The sequence below is a fragment of the Bacillus sp. JJ1773 genome (assembly GCF_036962035.1).
Classification (GTDB): Bacteria; Bacillota; Bacilli; order Bacillales; family Cytobacillaceae; genus Cytobacillus.
Genome location: NZ_JBALNX010000026.1, coordinates 77,299 through 93,902 on the forward strand (window position 1 = coordinate 77,299; position 16,604 = coordinate 93,902).

Here is a 16,604-nt window from a genome sequence, read left to right on the forward strand (position 1 = left end):
GTTCGAACTGAAAGATGCTGGCAATCTTTTAATTTTATCCATTTAATCTTTGTTCGATGAATCAAAGACAATTTTTCCGCCAATGATCGTTTTTGAAACGGTAATATCCGGTATGGAATGTAAGTCAATGTTAAAAATATCCTCTTTCAAAATGGTGAAATCAGCTAAAAATCCTTCTTTGATTAAACCTCTATCATTTTCGTGACAAGCAGCATAGGCACTCCCCTTCGTAAAAAGACCGACAGCCTCGAAAACAGATAATGCTTCTTCTGGAAAATAAACTGTTTTATCCGGATCATTAACATTCGTCCTCGTAACGGCTGCATGAATGCCTAAAAGCGGGCTTAATGGTTCGATTGGTGCATCTGATCCCCCAGCACACGGAAGACCTTCCTTTAATAACGTGTTCCAAGCATACAGATATTTATCCTGTTCCCCGCCGACTCGGTCTATCACCCATGGAAAATCAGAAGCAAGAAATCTTGGTTGAATATCTAAAATTAACGGCAGCCTTTTTGCACGTTCAATTAAATCCATCCGAAGAATTTGGGCATGTATGAGCCGATCACGCCCATTCCCGCTCAATGGATGTTTTTCAATTGCATTCAAAACCATTTCAAATGCTAAATCACCGATCGCATGAACGGCTACAGGCAATTTATATTCTCTCGCCTTCTTAACAAGTTGATCTAATTGATCCTGTGAAAAGATCGCTACGCCTGATGTAGAAGGATCATCAGCATATGGGTGACTTAGCAATGCAGTACTGCTTCCTAATGAACCATCAGCAAAAATCTTCATTGCTCCAAATTCAATCCATTCATTACCGCTCAGAAAGCTTTCTCCCGCTCCCTTCATATCATCTACAACAAGGTGATGAACTAAAAGATGAGCCCGAAAGGAATAGCCTTCCTCCTCAATGACATCCTTAAAAGCTTGTAATGTTCTCTCGTATCCGCCAAAGTAGCTTAAATCCTCTGTATGTACACCTGTTAATCCTAATTTGTAGGCACTTTGAATAGCTGCACGAATGTAGCTTTTTAGATTGGCAGCAGATACTACTGGAAGAACACGATATAAAAGTTCTTGAGCCTCTTCCTTTAGCAAGCCATTCAGCTTTCCATTTTCATCCCTTCCTATCACCCCTCCTTCCGGATTAGCTGTATGTTCATTGATATTTGCAGCTTCGAGTGCTTTAGAATTTGCGACAAGTGCATGTCTGCAAACCCTCTTTAGAAAGACTGGATGATCCGGAACAATTTTATCTAATTCATAATTAAAGATGGGTGCAGCTCGGGGCCCCCATAGATTTTCATTCCAGCCATCGCCGATAATCCATTCTCCTTTTTCAATTGTTGCGGAATATTGCTTTACCGCCTGCAGAGCTTCCTCTTTCGATTGACAATTTGTTAAATCAAGTCGATTCAGCTTTTCACCATATCCAATAAGGTGCATATGGCTATCAACAAATCCAGGAAGCATCGTGTCACCATGTAAATCAGTATTGCTCTCTATTTCATGGCCAAATCTCTGCTTCAAATCTGCCTCAGTTCCCATTGCAACGATTCGGTTTCCTTTCGTATAAACAGCTTCTACCTTATGATTTTGCTCTAATAAAGAATAAATATTTCCACCGTACCAAAGTGTGCCCATGTCCATACCTCCATATTAGTAGAAAAGTTGAAGCGCCTTGGTCACCCCCGACAAGCACAGGACAATCCTCACGGAAAGGTGAGCTCTACCTTTCAGGATTGGCTTGTGACCTCGAGGTCGACAAAAACGCGACGTCCTGTCGCACTGTCGACACTAGTACGTCCTGTACTTCGGGGGTAGGCGCTGAAGCTAGACAAAATGCAGGCGGTTTTTCGCCTGCATGAATAATTGATCGCTCTAAAATATTGTGTTTATTTTTTCGCTGCTGCTTCCATTTCTTGTTTTCGAAGTTCAACACGGCGAATTTTACCAGATGTTGTTTTTGGCAGCTCAGCTAAAAACTCGATTTTACGAGGATATTTATATGGCGCTGTCAGTTCCTTCACATGTTCTTGAAGGGTTTTCACAATGTGCGAATCGTCTTCATTTATTCCATCCTGCAAAACAACAAAGGCTTTGACAATATTCCCGCGAACCTCATCAGGGCTTGCAACGACCGCACACTCCTTCACAAAAGGATGTTTGACAAGTGCATCCTCCACCTCGAATGGTCCAATTGTATAGCCAGAACTGATGATGATATCATCTCCGCGGCCTTCAAACCAGAAATAACCCTCTTCATCTTTCTTTGCTTTATCCCCTGTAATATAATAAGCTCCTCTGAACTGCATGGCCGTTCTTTCAGGATCTTTATAATATTTTTTAAATAGGGCTGGTGTATCTATATGAACAGCGATATCTCCCACCTCATTTACTCCGCAAGGTTCGCCGTTTTCATTGATAATTTCTACACTATTCCCTGGTATAGGTTTCCCCATAGAACCAGCCTTTAAATCCATTCCTTTTGTAATACCAACAAGCAATGTATTTTCTGTTTGGCCATAACCATCACGCACAGCCACATTAAAGTACCTTTTAAAAGTTTCAATTACTTCACTATTCAAAGGCTCACCTGCTGAAACAGCACTTCTTAAATTCGGCAGCTTATATTCATGAATATTATCTACCTTTGCCATAATTCGATATTCTGTAGGTGTACAGCATAGAACATTTACTTCATACTGCTGAAGAAGCTGCAAGTATTTCTTTGCTTCAAATTTCCCATTATAGACGAAGCCAGTTGCTCCAGAGCCTAATACGGAAAGGAATGGACTCCATATCCACTTCTGCCAGCCCGGACCTGCTGTTGCCCAAACAGTATCACCTTCTTCGATACAAAGCCAGTTTGGTGCTGCCGCTCGCAGATGGGCAAATGCCCAGCCATGAGTGTGGACAACGCCTTTTGGATTTCCTGTCGTCCCGGATGTATAAGAAAGAAACGCCATGTCACTTTTACTTGTATCAGCCAATGGCAGCTCGTCCGTAGCAGCTTCCATTTCTTTATTTAAATCGATCCATTGTTCTTGCGGGCTTCCAATCACAAACTTTGGTAAATTCTCTATTTCCTTTATATGTTCAAATTGATCGACATATGGGAAATAACTAACGATACCCTTTACATCACCATGTGTAATCCGATATTGGAGGTCTTTTGTTCGAAGCATTTCAGAGCTTGGAATGACTACTAAACCAGCTTTTAAAGCTGCTATGTATACTTGATAGGCTTCTATAAGCCGAGGAACAACGATTAAAAGAACATCACCTTTTTTCAGGCCATGTTGAAGGAAAACATTCCCGATTCTGTTTGCATTTTTAAGCAGTTCTTTGTACGTAACCTCTTTTTTGTCCCCAAGTTCATTTTCCCATTTAATTGCAAGCCTATTAGAATCACTTGCAAATCGCTCTATTTCGGATACTAGATTGTACTTCTCAGGTGCTAATAAGTCTTCACGCTTCATCAAATCTCCCCCAATAGTCTGTCTAATCTCATGCCTTGCTCAAGATGGTTCTTTTAAAATGATTATACTAAATTAATTTGAAATTTTAAATTATTTAGTATCAAAGGTTAGGTTTAACCTATATAGGCAAGGGAAAATAAAATAGGAGCAGGATGTAAATATCCTGCTCCATGTAGCCATATTATTTTTTTTTAATTAAGATTAGCGACCACCTAATTGCTGTTCAGCCATTTGTACTAAACGCTTAGTGATTTCTCCTCCGACAGATCCGTTAGCACGAGATGTTGTATCTGCTCCAAGGTTTACACCAAATTCGCTAGCAATTTCATACTTCATTTGGTCAAGAGCTTGTTGCACTCCAGGAACTAGAAGTTGGTTTGAGCTGTTGTTTGCCATGTGACTTCACCTCCTTGTGAGTATAGAATGTGTAGAATCACATGGCCATATTCAAATATTTATTGGTAATTGTTTCAACTTCTGGCAGATTAAGAGAGCCTTGTCGACCAACTTTTATAGAGCATTAAAATAAATCTTCTAACATTTCCTGCTTTAAAGATTCCGGTTTAATCCGGATCGTTTCCGTATTTTCAACAGCTTTTCTAATATAAGGCTCATAATCTGTATAACTTTCATAGTACTGTACCTTTTCACGTTTAGGTTTTGTTTTTGGAGATGAAGGAACGAACACTGTACAGCAATCCTCATAAGGCTGATTCGATATTTCAAATGTATCAATTTGATGGGCAATATCGATAATTTCGGACTTATCCATTGTAATTAACGGCCGGATGATCGGAGTATTTGTTACATCATTTATTGCGTACATACTTTCAAGTGTTTGGCTCGCAACCTGTCCAAGGCTTTCGCCAGTAATGATAGCCAGGCCTTCATTATTCTTCCTTATTTGATCTGTGATTCTTAGCATAAGCCGCCTAGTCGTAGTCATCGAATAATTCTCAGGAATCTGCTGCTGAATGAGCTGCTGAATTTCAGTAAATGGCACAATATGAAGGACAACCTCACCGCTTATATGAGCCAGCTTTTCTGATAAATCCAAAACCTTCTGTTTCGCTCTCTCGCTCGTGAAAGGCGGACTATAGAAGTGAACCGCTTCTAGTTCTATACCTCTTTTCATGGATAGAAACCCGGCTACAGGGCTGTCGATGCCGCCTGACAGCATCAGCATGGCTTTTCCGCTAGAACCGACCGGAAGCCCGCCAGCACCCAGAATCGTCTCACACGAAAGATAAACACCTTCTTCCCTGATCTCAATTTGAAGATTGATGTCGGGATTTTTTACATTGACCGTTAAATTCTCTACATTTTTTAATAGATGGGTGCCGAATGTATGATTAACTTCATTTGTATCTTGAATAAAGGTTTTATCTGCTCTTTTTGTTGTAATTTTGAATGTTTGTCCTGGCTCATAAATTTTCAGAAATAGCGACAGGGCTGCTTCCTTCATTTTTTCTAAGTCTTTTTCCGATTTTACCGCGGGGCTGAATGATTGAATACCAAATACATGCCTTAAACGCTCGATGATCTCATCACCGTTTTCTCCATTTAATAACACAAACATTCTTTCTCTATTTGCTTCAATTTTTATTTTTTCAAAATTACGGAGAACCCTTTTAATATTTCTCCGTAATTGATCGATAAATAACTTTCTGTTTCTTCCTTTTGTTGATAATTCTCCATATCGAATAAGAATACGATCATAATTCATTTTAGTTCATTACCTTTCTTAGCCTAGCAACGGCTTCGTTTACTGCCTTCATAAATTGCTCTGCCTCATTAAGTGTATTATCATAGGATAAGCTAATTCTAATAGCGCTCAACGCCTCTTCCTCAGGAATGCCCATAGCGATTAATGTCGTGCTTGCCTTTTGCCTTTTTGAAGAGCATGCACTTGTAGATGAAACGTAAATATCCATTTCCTCCAGAGCATGTATGAACACTTCAGCCTTAAATCCTTTTATTGAAAAATTAATAATATGAGGAGCCGACTGGCAAATAGGGGTATGAATAGTAACCCCTTCTATCATTTCCAATTTGTCTCTTAAAAAATCCTTAATTTTCACCATATTATTTATTTGCTTTGTTTGCTGCAGAAATGTTAGCCTAAGAGCCTTCGCCATCGCAACCATACCTGCAACATTTTCAGTTCCACTTCTAAGCCGCCATTCCTGTCCTCCGCCTGTAATTAATGAAGAAATCTTTACCCCATCTCGAACAAACAGAGCTCCCGTCCCCTTTAGGCCATGAAATTTATGCCCTGATATTGTACATAAATCCACTCGGCTTTCACGAATATTCAGGGGCACCTTTCCAATACCTTGAACAAAGTCGACATGAAAAAGGATTTTAGAATATTGCATGAGAAGCTGTCCAATTTCATGAATTGGCTGAATAGAGCCAATCTCGTTATTTACGTGCATAACAGAAACTAAAATGGTGTCATCACAAATCGCTCTTTCAATATCTTCTACCTTTACAATCCCGTATTGGTCAACAGGGACATAGGTGACACGAAAGCCCAGTCCCTTTAATTGCTCTATGGATTCCTTTACTGAAGGATGTTCAATTTCGGTTGTTATTAAGTGCCGACCCCTGCCTTTATGCATGAGAGCCGCACCTTTTATCGCAATATTATTACTTTCAGTCCCGCCGGAAGTAAAGTATATTTCATTTTTTTGGACATCTAAAAGCTTTGCTATTTGTTCTCTTGCTTGGGAAAGCAGCTTTTCCGATTGAGCACCTAGCCCATGCAAGGATGATGGATTTCCAAAATACTCTGAGGAAACCTTTAAAAAAGACTCTAAAACCTCTCTATATGGCTTAGTCGTTGAACTATTATCAAAGTAAATCATTTTTACTTTCCTCCTAAAAATAAACGGATGGCAACTGTAAATCTTAGCATAAATATGATTGAATGAAAATGCATCTTTCCTATATTATCGCAAAAAATGAAAATTAGGTGTAAAACGTTTTAAGTTTATTTGGCAAATTTTTAATGATCTTAATGAGACAAAGAATATAGAATCCACTAAAGACCTATCATAAGATAACCAAAGAAGAAGAGGTATCCCTATCGGACACCTCTTCTTCTTTACTATTCACTTATTAATTCTTCAATCTTCTTCATTGCACTAGGGTCAATTTCCTCTACCGCTGTTGCTGCCTGCTCTAAGGCTGTCTTGTAATCAAATCCTCTAAAGGAAGCCTCTGCATCCTGTAAGCCTCTTGCAACTGAGGGATATCTTCTCCGATAGCGGTTTCCATACTGAATAACTTTTTCAACGAGCATGACCGTTTCAATCATATCATTTGTTGTATTGACAATTTTTTCTACAGTCAGCACAGCAACCTCTAAATATTGCTGGATCGTTTGGATATTCAGCGGCTTTTCATCAAGCTTCAGAATGACATTTCCAATGCTCTCTTTTGCATCTTCCATTAAATATAAATAGTCCTGAGGAAGCCCTGGAATATTGCTTTTTGAAACAAGCCTTGATGTTTCAGCCAATCTTTTTCTTAAATCATCAATGCTTTCACGAGCAGCCATTTCATCTTTTCTTAGTGCCTGAAGCTTTTCTGCAAACTTAACATGCTCTTCCTCAATCTCTTCCAATTGTTCTTTAATTCCTTCAAGCTCCGTTTTAAGCAATGTATGAGCCGTGTTTTCTGAAATTATTTTGTGTTCCAGAACCTCATAGCTTTTAATTAATTGGCTTAACTTCTTCTCTAGCTCTGTCTGAATGATTATATCCTTTTCTGAAAGATGGTAGCTTTGACGGACGAGCTCCACCTCATCCTTTAACTGCCTGTTTATTTCTTTATTCGTAAATAACATATTCCTTGTGGGCTCATCCTGCTGTCCAATATAATGCTTCGCATGAACCTCAGCTTCAAGCAGTTCATAAAGGAAATCAATGCTGCCTTTAATTTCTTCTATTCCTTTTTGTACATCTGTCATGTCAGCCATCTCGATTAGACTTAAATAAGCCGATGTTTGATTTTCAAGTCTGTTTATTTCTTTATCAAATTCAATATGATCAAGGATATATCCCTGTTCAACCATTTCTTTGTATCCGTCACTCAATTCTTTCAATTGAGATGGGATTTTCGATTGACACTCGACAAGAAATTCAGGGATTCTATCCATTTTAAATTTAACTTCATTTAGCTGAGCATGAATGGTTAAAACAATTTCCCGTGCTTCTAGATAGTTGCCATTATCTGTTTTTTCATCAAAAACTTCAAATTTTGCAAAGGTTTCATCTAAATGCTGCTCAAGAATATCAGCTGTTTTCCCATATGTGTGATGATGTGCCAATAAGGATTTCTTGCTCTCGCGATATAAATCCTTCAACTCTTCAATATCTGACCTATTCTTTTCTTCGCTTCCAACTAGCTCGTTCAATTCGTTTAATAACTTTTTAATATTTTCTTCAATTTCGTTTAAAAAGTTTTCGGTAGACTGCTGTACTTCTTTTGCCTTCCTAAAGCGGTATTTATCGATATATTCCTCCGCATCGAATAAATATTCTTCAACATTTGGAAGCTGGGCCGTAACAATATCATCCCATTCAGTTCTCCAGCGCTCAAACAATTCTTCCGTTTGTCCAGTCATATTTAATTGCTTTACTTTAGACATTTCATCGAGAACAGGGCGATTAACAATATCCATCTTCCATGTTTCAAGCCGATCTATTTCTTTATAATATTTTTTCTTTAATATGTATCCTGTTAAAAAAAGCACGATCACGATGACGATGCCGCCAATAATATATTCCATTCTCCAAAAAGCCCCCTGTTCTGTTCCGAGCCAAATCCTTCTATATCGAATTAAAAATAATGTTCAGTTCAATGTTTTTATGATACCATGTATACGACAATTTTTGACTATTAATTTCAATTTTTTATCTAAATTAGGGAAAAAAATGTACATTGTATTCTTTATTGAACACTAAGCGTGTCATTTTTTCAAATATTTTGCCTTTTCTTGAATTTTACAGAAAGAAGGTTTAATTTTCTAATGGAAAAAGATGGACATATTCATACTCCCTTCTGTCCTCATGGCACGAATGATGCTCTTGAGGGTTATGTCGAAAAAGCAATTGCCTTAGGTTTTAAGGAAATATCATTTACCGAGCACGCACCACTGCCTATAGGATTTAATGACCCCACACCAGCCCGGGACAGCTCCATGAGAATGGAAGAGCTTGAGAAGTACTTGCAAGAAATAGAAAGGGTAAAATCTATCTTCAGTCAAAAAATCAAAATTAACGCAGGACTTGAAGTAGATTTTATTGAGGGATTTGAAGAAGAGACGCACTCCTTTCTAACTCAATATGGACCATTATTAGACGACTCTATATTATCTGTCCATTTTTTAAAGTTTGGAAATGGCTATGACTGTCTGGATTACAGCCCTGAAGTTTTTGGGCAAATGATTGAAAAATATGGTTCTATCGAGGCTATTTACGAGGCATATTTTCATACATTGCTTAAGTCCATTCATTCTGACTTAGGTCCTTTCAAACCAAAAAGGATCGGTCATATGACGTTAGTGAAAAAATTCCAAAAAAAATTTCCGGCACAAAGGGAATTTGTTGAACTTATTCAAGAGGTCCTTTCAGCTATTAGTAATAAGGGATATGAGCTAGACTATAACGGCGCTGGATTTTCCAAACCTCTATGCAGGGAGCCCTATCCACCTAACTGGGTTGTAAAAGAAGCCATGAAAAAAGGGATCCCGCTTGTATATGGATCTGATTCTCATCAAATTAAGGATCTTGGGCAAGGGATGGATGAGATGCTTTTTTGAGGGAAATCCTGCTTAGATTTCCTTCCATTTTTATTTTACGGCTAGATAAATTGGCGGGTCATACGGCCGCTTGCATATAACCCCATCAATCCAGTGATAAACTTCACGAACGTATTTCTCAGCAAAATACTTTTCGTTTGGCATCACATGCAAAACTTCGGTCATATATTGTATATTTAAAAAAGGCATACTTAATAGCCCCTTTAATTGGAGAATCATATAATCAGGAGATAGAGTTCGGAATTCTCTCGTTATCATTCCTCGTTCAAATACTTTACTTAAATAAAACCTTTCTTTCATCAAATAGGTTGACATAATTTCACGAACAACCTGAGAGTCAATCGAAATTTCCCTCCATATTAATCTCGTTAAATAAATATTTTCAAATTGATAATACATCACATTTTCCGTAATTTTTCTCAAACAGCCTGCTGCACCCTGATCAAGGGTTGAAAATCCATCTTCAATTTGCTCCACATACCCTTCGAAAAAAACTGTAAAGCAATGCTCTAGCAATCCGTGTTTATTATCGAAGTAATAAGCAATATTTGCCGAGTTCACCTTTGCCTTATTGGCAATATCCCGTACCGATGTGCCATCAAATCCATTGACATTAAATAGACTGATTGCTGCATTAACAATTGCCCTTTTCACATCTCTGCTCATGTTTTCACCTGCTTTATAATTTTATTAGCTTTATTACAACAAACATATTCATCACGATCATTAGCGTAAAAACATAGATAGCGACCATAAGCAAATTGACAGTAACAGCGAAAAATTGTCAAATAACGTGGATTTCTTGTTATGTATAAACATTCTTGTTAAAATCACTATATCCTTTATAAAAATCTCGACAAAGTATTGGGTATTTCTTCTGATTTTGCGATTTTTTTAAAAACATTGATAGAAAGTAGGGTGTATGAAGTTGTTTAACGTCGAAACTTACCACGGGAAACGTGAAGAAAACTATAAATTAGTAAAAAAGCAGCTTGCTGCATTGCTTGAGGGGGAAAGTAATGTAATTGCAAATTTAAGCAATGCTTCCGCTCTATTAAACCAATTTTTAGATCGGATTAATTGGGTTGGATTTTATTTAATGGATAACAATGAGCTTGTCCTTGGGCCATTTCAGGGCCTTCCAGCATGTGTTAGAATTCCGATTGGAAGGGGTGTTTGCGGTACATCAGCAAAACTCATGGAAACTGTCCGTGTAGAAGATGTTCATTTATTCCCAGGCCATATCGCCTGTGACGCAGCATCTCAATCAGAGATTGTTATCCCACTCATCAAAAATGGCCAGTTAATCGGTGTTCTGGATATTGATTCACCTGAAAAAAATCGATTTGATGAGGTTGACCAGAAGGAGCTTGAAGATTTCACACGAATATTGGTCTCCTTTTTATAAATTGACAAGAAACGCGATGAAAAATCTCATCGCGTTTTGCTCTTATTCTACTTTTTCCAATGCCTGTTCAATGTCGTCACGAATGTCGTGCCAAGATTCAAGTCCAACAGACAGTCTTAAAAGCGTATCATCAATCCCCATTTTTTCTCTGGAGTCCTTCGGTACAGCCGCATGGGTCATTGTCGCTGGATGCTGAATTAATGTTTCTGCATCTCCTAGACTTACGGCAATTTTAATAAGTTTTAATGCATTCATAAAATTTTGAGCTGTTTCCTTTTCCCCTTTCAAAGTAAAGGAAATCATTCCGCCTGGTCTTCTCATCTGCTTCTGAGCAATTTCAAATTCTGAATTATGTTTATGTCCAGGATAATACACTTTGTTTACCTTTGGATGTGAAAGCAGGTAATCTGCCAATTTCTCTGTGTTATCACAATGGCGATCCATCCTTACTGCCAAAGACTTTAAACCCCTTAGCAGCAGCCAAGCATCAAAAGGAGAAATAATTCCGCCTATATCCTTTTGCGTTGTCATGGCCACTTCCTCAATAAACTCCTTAGGCCCAATTACAAGACCTGCAATCACATCTCCATGACCACAAATATATTTAGTCGCACTATGGATAACAACATCACAGCCAAGATTGATTGGATTTTGTAAATAAGGGGAACTGAAAGTATTATCTACTACAACTAAAATTCCCTTTTCTTTTCCAATTTTAGCAACCATTTGTAAATCTACAAGCTTCATAGTTGGATTAATAGGTGTTTCTACATAGATACAAACTGTTTCTGGACGGATGGCTTCAAGCAGCTGCTCCCTTGTTTCCATCGCAGAAAAGTCATGACTGATATTATATTTATCATTCATCATCTGAAGCAGCTCAAATGTGCAGCCATACACACCTTGGGAGCATAAAATATGATCACCTGTTTTGGTCAGTGCAAACAGAACAGCAGACACAGCAGCCATTCCCGACCCAAATGCTAGGCAAGCTTCACCATTTTCTAATGCCGCTACTCTTTCCTCAAGCATTTTTACTGTCGGGTTCCCAAGTCTAGAATAAACAAAGCCTTCTTCTTTTCCAGCAAAGCGCCTTTCACCTTGCTGGGCTGTTTCAAATGCAAATGTTGATGTTTGAAAAATAGGCGGTGCCAGACTGCCGCAATATTTTTCTGCTTCATATCCTTCATGGATGACCTTCGTTTCGAAACTCACATCTTTTTTCTCTTTCATAAAATCTCCCCTCTTCGGTAAACGCTCTCATCATAAAATAGAAAAAGATCTCTTTACAGGGTATGCATAATATGAAAGTTTTGAATGCTTATTTAATGAGGAAAAAAAGACCTCGCCACAGAATTATGGCGAAGTCTTTTCAATGACAATATCACTTTCTTGAACAATGACTTTATTTTTTCCAGTTTGCTTAGCAACATATAATGCTTTATCAGCACGTTTAAATAATGAGGCGTACGTATCCCCTTGTCCTCTGGTCCAATGTGAAACTCCACATGAAATGGTCACTTGAGGGTTGGAACATTCACACACTCTCGCAACAAGCCTTTCAGCTATCACCACGCCAGCGATTAAAGAAACTCCTGGCAAGTAAATGGCAAGTTCTTCCCCGCCCCATCTTGCACCAATATCTGTTCCCCTAATATTGGCGTTTATCAGCCCTGCCACCTGAATGATAACCTCATCCCCAACTTGATGACCATACGTATCATTGATGGTTTTAAAATTATCAATATCAATCATTATAAACGTTCCTTCATGATCTTCGTTCATCGATTGATAAATTTTATCATCGAGATAATTTCGCGAATATAGCTTAGTTAAATGGTCTGTTACAACCATCTTTTCAAGTTCCTCTCTAAGCATTGAGTTTGTAATAGCCAGAGTGGAGTGGTGGATCAAAGATTGCAGAAGCTTAAAGGTTTCAAAAGAGAAGCGATAAGGCGGCTCACTCATAACAAGTACAAACCCTTTTAGGACTCCAGACTGGGTCATAGGAACTGCCATTATCGATTTAAAATGCTTCACACCTGATTCAAATGACAATTGAAAATCACCAATAAAAAGGGACTCCACCTCTTTATCAATTCTGCCCTTTATATATTGGATATAGCTTTCTGCGTCACTTGTGTGAAAGAAAGCTGTACTTCCCTTTAATACCTCAATTTGTTTTCCACCTTTACCGTATAAGATGAAACCAACTTCTTCTGCTCCAAAAGAGTCCGAAATTTGCTCAGTCATAAACGCCATTGATTCTGTTAATCTTAAATTTGAGTTCAAGCGATGAGAAGTTTCATTGATTAATTTTAGGTCTGTAATAAGGCGCTTCGATTGCTGGTAAAGCTGAGCATTTTCTAATGCACTCCCCGCTGTATTTGCTAAAAGAGTGATAAACTCAACTTCACTATCTGGAAAAACAATGGTATTGGAAGCAATTACTTGCAAAACCCCATAAACGCCCTGTTTTCCTTTCAAAGGTGCATATAGAACTGATCGTTTCATTTGAACGGAATCTTCAAATTGAATATTGCCTGTTACATATGCCTGCATAGCCGCAATATTTTCGCTATTGAAGTCTAAATCCTTTATAGGCAGATCTTCAAGCATATGATTATCATGTGAAAGCAGTAGGTAGTAAGTGAATGTTGGATAGACCTCTTTAAGTGTAGAAATAATTTCGCCGAGGACATCATCCATATTCATCGTAGAATGAAATTTTTCTGTCACACGGAATAGCTGTTTATACCTTCTATCCTCTGATACTTTATTATTAAGTGATTGAACATTTTCAAGAAATTTTAAAGTATGATGACTTATTCCCTCGAGAACATTATCAGAAAGAGAGTTCATACCAGCTTCTTGCTCTTTCAAAGCCATAATTCCAAGAAAGGAATTCTTTTTCTCCAAAACTAGCATTAAATCATATTCTTCAAATCCCGGCAATTCACGATAAAAGGACTGTAATTGACCAACCTCATTTATCAATTCTTCCTTAGAAATATTTGGGCATGTCACTTGTTCTATGCTGTTAAGTGTAGAGGTCTCAATCAGTAATTTCTCTTTACAATTATTAAAACTAAAAAAAGTAGCTTCCTTGGCATTTAATAAGGTTTTGATGGCTGAGAGCATATTTTTCAATACATCATCATATACCAAAAAGCCATTTTCTGTATCTATGATATCAAAAAAATTACTTTTCAATTTCAATATTAATTCATGCTCATTATTAACCATCTAATCATCACCTATTTTCATTCCCGTTTCCCATATAAATCCATTATATATGTAAATAGACAAAAGTTCTTATTTCTTTTTGACTATTTCATTTCAACTGTCCCAATACTTATACCCGATTTGTTAAAACTAAACTGTAACCAATTTAAAAAAACCGATTAACATAAATCGGATAAACTACTCTTTTTTAATTCATTCACTAGTATCACTCTTAGATGGTTTTAATCTTACTTACTTTATTATATCATATATAAATGATGGGAGCAGGAAAAAATTAAGCCGCTTTCTTCACCATCTTCCGTAATACTCCTTGACTTTTCTTAATCAAAAATTATATAATACTCTTTGTGTAAAATATTGCAGCCTATGTGTACTGTTTTATGAATTCATTTTGTTCCTCAATTAGCTTTTCGAAGCTTTTCTGAAGAAGGGGTACTGCGTAACCCTTAGCTGCTAGGGCGAAGGTACATGAAAACAAAATGACCATAACTTATAGCACATCTGTTTTTATTTTACCAAAATAAAAACATTAAAGGAGGAGTCTTAAATGGCTCGTTATACTGGTCCAAGCTGGAAATTATCTCGTCGTCTTGGAATCTCTCTAAGCGGTACAGGTAAAGAATTAGAAAAGCGTCCTTACGCTCCTGGACAACATGGTCCAAACCAACGCAAAAAATTATCTGAATACGGATTACAATTACAAGAGAAGCAAAAGCTTCGTCATATGTATGGTGTAAATGAGCGTCAATTCCGTAACCTATTTGATAGAGCTGGCAAAATGGCTGGTAAACACGGTGAAAACTTCATGGTTCTTTTAGAATCACGTCTTGATAACGTTGTTTATCGTTTAGGCTTAGCACGCACTCGTCGCCAAGCGCGCCAACTTGTTAACCATGGTCATTTCTTAGTTGATGGCAAGCGTGTAGATATCCCATCTTACCGTGTTGCACCTGGTCAAACAATCAGCGTTCGCGAAAAATCTCGCAACCTTGACATTGTTAAAGAAGCAATCGAAGTTAACAATTTCGTTCCTGATTTTGTTACATTCGATGCTGACAAATTAGAAGGAACTTTCACTCGCTTACCAGAGCGTTCTGAACTTCCAGCTGAAATTAACGAATCTCTAATCGTTGAGTTCTACTCTCGTTAATTAATACGCTTTGTAAATAGCGTAAGTAAAAACCCTAGAAACCTTGTTATATCAATGGTTCTAGGGTTTTTTATTTGTTTTCTGTTTTGTAGAATCATCGCCTCCTTTAGCATGCTATCTGGAAATAAGATATTTTTCTTTGAAGATTGGACTAAGTTCACCCCATACATCAAATTTATTACCATCTAAATCATAAAAAACAAAATTCCTTCCAGAATACCCTCTGTCCTTAAACAAGTTTTGAATAATACCTTTCCGCTTTGTTATATATAATGGAAAATCTATCTTCTCATTAATTTGTCGAAGAAATATGGTTTGATGGAACAAAATCGTTTAAACCATTAAATTCCATTTTACTTTGTTAATCATCTTTACGACCTATCATATAAATTCCCCCAATAAAAAAACCTGTATAGAATAAATTCTACACAGATTTTCGATATTCCTATTAGATTGTCAACAGCCCCATTAGCAAGGTTTTTTACTCCCTTTTTTTCCTGTAAAGTATTAGTCTTCTTGCATTATTTCATCAAAGGCTGAAGAAACTCTGTCGAATTCCTCATCGCTTTCAATGGCTGTGAAATCTCCATCCTGATTGACCTTTAAAAAGAAAATATCAATGTCTTCCTCGATTTCTTCTTGAAGATCCTCCACGAAGCTGACTGCAACGTATTCTGTCCCTTCCATATTTACGACTGCCAGCACTTCAATTTCCTCGCCCTGGTCATTTGTAAAGATTTCGCCTTCTTTAATGTTTTTCATGAGATAGCCCCTTTCTTTTTTTAAATTGTCTTGCACGGATCTTCGTTTAAAAGAATCATAATCATTTTATTTCCAAAGAAGTCTAAATTCATGTAGGAAATCCAGATTTAAACATTAAACATACAATTATTAATATATAACAAAATCACCTGAAAGTTTGAACTGCCACTAACCTCCGCTACTTAAAGAAGAATAAAGCATCCCAATTAAAGCAGAATGCACATATTTTTGTAACGATTCCTTCAAACAATTTTGTTGTATTAGGTTAATCTAACTGCTGTACATTCAATTCTGTTTTTCTTTTATCTGTTCACGGATCCTTTGAAGTTCTTCCAAAGAAAGTTCACCTAAAGATTCTCTAATTTCTTCCTCAATTAGTTTCCTATTGCTTTCTCGATATAGATTCCACCATTCTTTAATCGGTATGTCTAAAAAAACATTTATTCTAGTACTAGCTGACTAATGCTTATCTATCAAAATTTCACCAATAGCCAATAATTTGGAAAGAAAAATATTCACACAATAAGAAAAAAAGTCGACTCGCCGACTTCTTTATCATTCCTTATTTCTACCTTATGAAGGTGTTACAATGGCTACCGGGGAAGTACCTATTTCAGGCTCATCATCTTCATCGCTGAATTTTGCCTGCAAATTAAGGTTTGCTGTTGTTTCCTCAGTACTTCCTTTTGTTGTGCCATGGACCTTACCATCTTCGAG

13 protein-coding genes and 1 pseudogene are annotated in these 16,604 nt (G+C 37.3%); 3 read left to right on the forward strand and 11 right to left on the reverse strand.

Annotated features, from left to right (window positions below; genetic code table 11):
• Nucleotides 1-42: 42 nt before the first annotated feature.
• The 6 genes from V7127_RS06135 to ezrA form a co-directional block, all read right to left on the reverse strand.
• Entirely contained in the window at nucleotides 43-1,653 is a 1,611-nt protein-coding gene (locus tag V7127_RS06135) for an amidohydrolase (RefSeq protein WP_335347555.1), read from the reverse strand.
• Nucleotides 1,654-1,904: 251 nt separating this feature from the next.
• Nucleotides 1,905-3,491, reverse strand: coding sequence for an acyl-CoA synthetase MbcS (gene mbcS / locus V7127_RS06140; protein ID WP_335347556.1), 1,587 nt, complete (start codon nucleotides 3,489-3,491; stop codon nucleotides 1,905-1,907).
• Between the two features lie 201 nt (nucleotides 3,492-3,692).
• Nucleotides 3,693-3,887 (reverse strand): alpha/beta-type small acid-soluble spore protein, encoded by a 195-nt coding sequence (locus tag V7127_RS06145; protein WP_335347557.1) that lies wholly within the window; start codon nucleotides 3,885-3,887, stop codon nucleotides 3,693-3,695.
• Between the two features lie 124 nt (nucleotides 3,888-4,011).
• Nucleotides 4,012-5,217 (reverse strand): tRNA uracil 4-sulfurtransferase ThiI, encoded by a 1,206-nt coding sequence (gene thiI, locus V7127_RS06150; protein WP_335484321.1) that lies wholly within the window; start codon nucleotides 5,215-5,217, stop codon nucleotides 4,012-4,014.
• A 1-nt stretch (nucleotide 5,218) separates the two neighbouring features.
• Nucleotides 5,219-6,361, reverse strand: coding sequence for a cysteine desulfurase family protein (locus V7127_RS06155; protein WP_335484323.1), 1,143 nt, complete (start codon nucleotides 6,359-6,361; stop codon nucleotides 5,219-5,221).
• 242 nt (nucleotides 6,362-6,603) lie between these two features.
• Nucleotides 6,604-8,289: a septation ring formation regulator EzrA gene (gene ezrA / locus V7127_RS06160; protein ID WP_335347560.1), complete on the reverse strand. Its 1,686-nt coding sequence runs from the start codon at nucleotides 8,287-8,289 to the stop codon at nucleotides 6,604-6,606.
• Nucleotides 8,290-8,529: 240 nt separating this feature from the next.
• Here ezrA and hisJ point away from each other — a divergent pair, with 240 nt between their 5' ends.
• Nucleotides 8,530-9,321: a histidinol-phosphatase HisJ gene (gene hisJ, locus V7127_RS06165; protein WP_335484325.1), complete on the forward strand. Its 792-nt coding sequence runs from the start codon at nucleotides 8,530-8,532 to the stop codon at nucleotides 9,319-9,321.
• Between the two features lie 30 nt (nucleotides 9,322-9,351).
• Here the strand turns inward: hisJ and refZ are convergent, their stop codons facing one another.
• Nucleotides 9,352-9,987, reverse strand: a complete 636-nt coding sequence (gene refZ / locus V7127_RS06170; protein WP_335347562.1) for a forespore capture DNA-binding protein RefZ — start codon at nucleotides 9,985-9,987, stop codon at nucleotides 9,352-9,354.
• Nucleotides 9,988-10,249: 262 nt separating this feature from the next.
• Here refZ and V7127_RS06175 point away from each other — a divergent pair, with 262 nt between their 5' ends.
• Nucleotides 10,250-10,729 (forward strand): GAF domain-containing protein, encoded by a 480-nt coding sequence (locus V7127_RS06175; protein WP_335353925.1) that lies wholly within the window; start codon nucleotides 10,250-10,252, stop codon nucleotides 10,727-10,729.
• Between the two features lie 42 nt (nucleotides 10,730-10,771).
• Here the strand turns inward: V7127_RS06175 and megL are convergent, their stop codons facing one another.
• Together megL and V7127_RS06185 are read right to left on the reverse strand one after the other, a co-directional pair.
• On the reverse strand, nucleotides 10,772-11,962 hold the full coding sequence (megL, locus tag V7127_RS06180; protein WP_335484327.1) for a methionine gamma-lyase: 1,191 nt from the start codon (nucleotides 11,960-11,962) through the stop codon (nucleotides 10,772-10,774).
• A gap of 123 nt (nucleotides 11,963-12,085) precedes the next feature.
• Complete coding sequence (locus V7127_RS06185) at nucleotides 12,086-13,975, reverse strand: sensor domain-containing diguanylate cyclase (protein WP_335347565.1); 1,890 nt, start codon at nucleotides 13,973-13,975, stop codon at nucleotides 12,086-12,088.
• Nucleotides 13,976-14,522: 547 nt separating this feature from the next.
• Between V7127_RS06185 and rpsD the strand changes: the two genes are divergently transcribed.
• Complete coding sequence (gene rpsD, locus V7127_RS06190; protein WP_335353923.1) at nucleotides 14,523-15,125, forward strand: 30S ribosomal protein S4; 603 nt, start codon at nucleotides 14,523-14,525, stop codon at nucleotides 15,123-15,125.
• Between the two features lie 114 nt (nucleotides 15,126-15,239).
• Here rpsD and V7127_RS06195 read toward each other — a convergent pair.
• Nucleotides 15,240-15,350 (reverse strand): annotated as a pseudogene (locus tag V7127_RS06195) (VOC family protein); the annotation flags it as partial.
• 282 nt (nucleotides 15,351-15,632) lie between these two features.
• Nucleotides 15,633-15,887: a DUF1292 domain-containing protein gene (locus tag V7127_RS06200; protein ID WP_335353922.1), complete on the reverse strand. Its 255-nt coding sequence runs from the start codon at nucleotides 15,885-15,887 to the stop codon at nucleotides 15,633-15,635.
• Nucleotides 15,888-16,604 lie beyond the last annotated feature (717 nt).

What these genes read in the sequence shown, in the direction of transcription:
- V7127_RS06135 (WP_335347555.1), bottom strand. Translation starts at nt 1,653, where the DNA reads ATGGGCACACTTTGGTACGGTGGAAATATTTATTCTTTATTAGAGCAA.
- mbcS (WP_335347556.1), bottom strand. Translation starts at nt 3,491, where the DNA reads ATGAAGCGTGAAGACTTATTAGCACCTGAGAAGTACAATCTAGTATCC.
- V7127_RS06145 (WP_335347557.1), bottom strand. Translation starts at nt 3,887, where the DNA reads ATGGCAAACAACAGCTCAAACCAACTTCTAGTTCCTGGAGTGCAACAA.
- thiI (WP_335484321.1), bottom strand. Translation starts at nt 5,217, where the DNA reads ATGAATTATGATCGTATTCTTATTCGATATGGAGAATTATCAACAAAA.
- V7127_RS06155 (WP_335484323.1), bottom strand. Translation starts at nt 6,361, where the DNA reads ATGATTTACTTTGATAATAGTTCAACGACTAAGCCATATAGAGAGGTT.
- ezrA (WP_335347560.1), bottom strand. Translation starts at nt 8,289, where the DNA reads ATGGAATATATTATTGGCGGCATCGTCATCGTGATCGTGCTTTTTTTA.
- hisJ (WP_335484325.1), top strand. Translation starts at nt 8,530, where the DNA reads ATGGAAAAAGATGGACATATTCATACTCCCTTCTGTCCTCATGGCACG.
- refZ (WP_335347562.1), bottom strand. Translation starts at nt 9,987, where the DNA reads ATGAGCAGAGATGTGAAAAGGGCAATTGTTAATGCAGCAATCAGTCTA.
- megL (WP_335484327.1), bottom strand. Translation starts at nt 11,962, where the DNA reads ATGAAAGAGAAAAAAGATGTGAGTTTCGAAACGAAGGTCATCCATGAA.
- V7127_RS06185 (WP_335347565.1), bottom strand. Translation starts at nt 13,975, where the DNA reads ATGGTTAATAATGAGCATGAATTAATATTGAAATTGAAAAGTAATTTT.
- rpsD (WP_335353923.1), top strand. Translation starts at nt 14,523, where the DNA reads ATGGCTCGTTATACTGGTCCAAGCTGGAAATTATCTCGTCGTCTTGGA.
- V7127_RS06200 (WP_335353922.1), bottom strand. Translation starts at nt 15,887, where the DNA reads ATGAAAAACATTAAAGAAGGCGAAATCTTTACAAATGACCAGGGCGAG.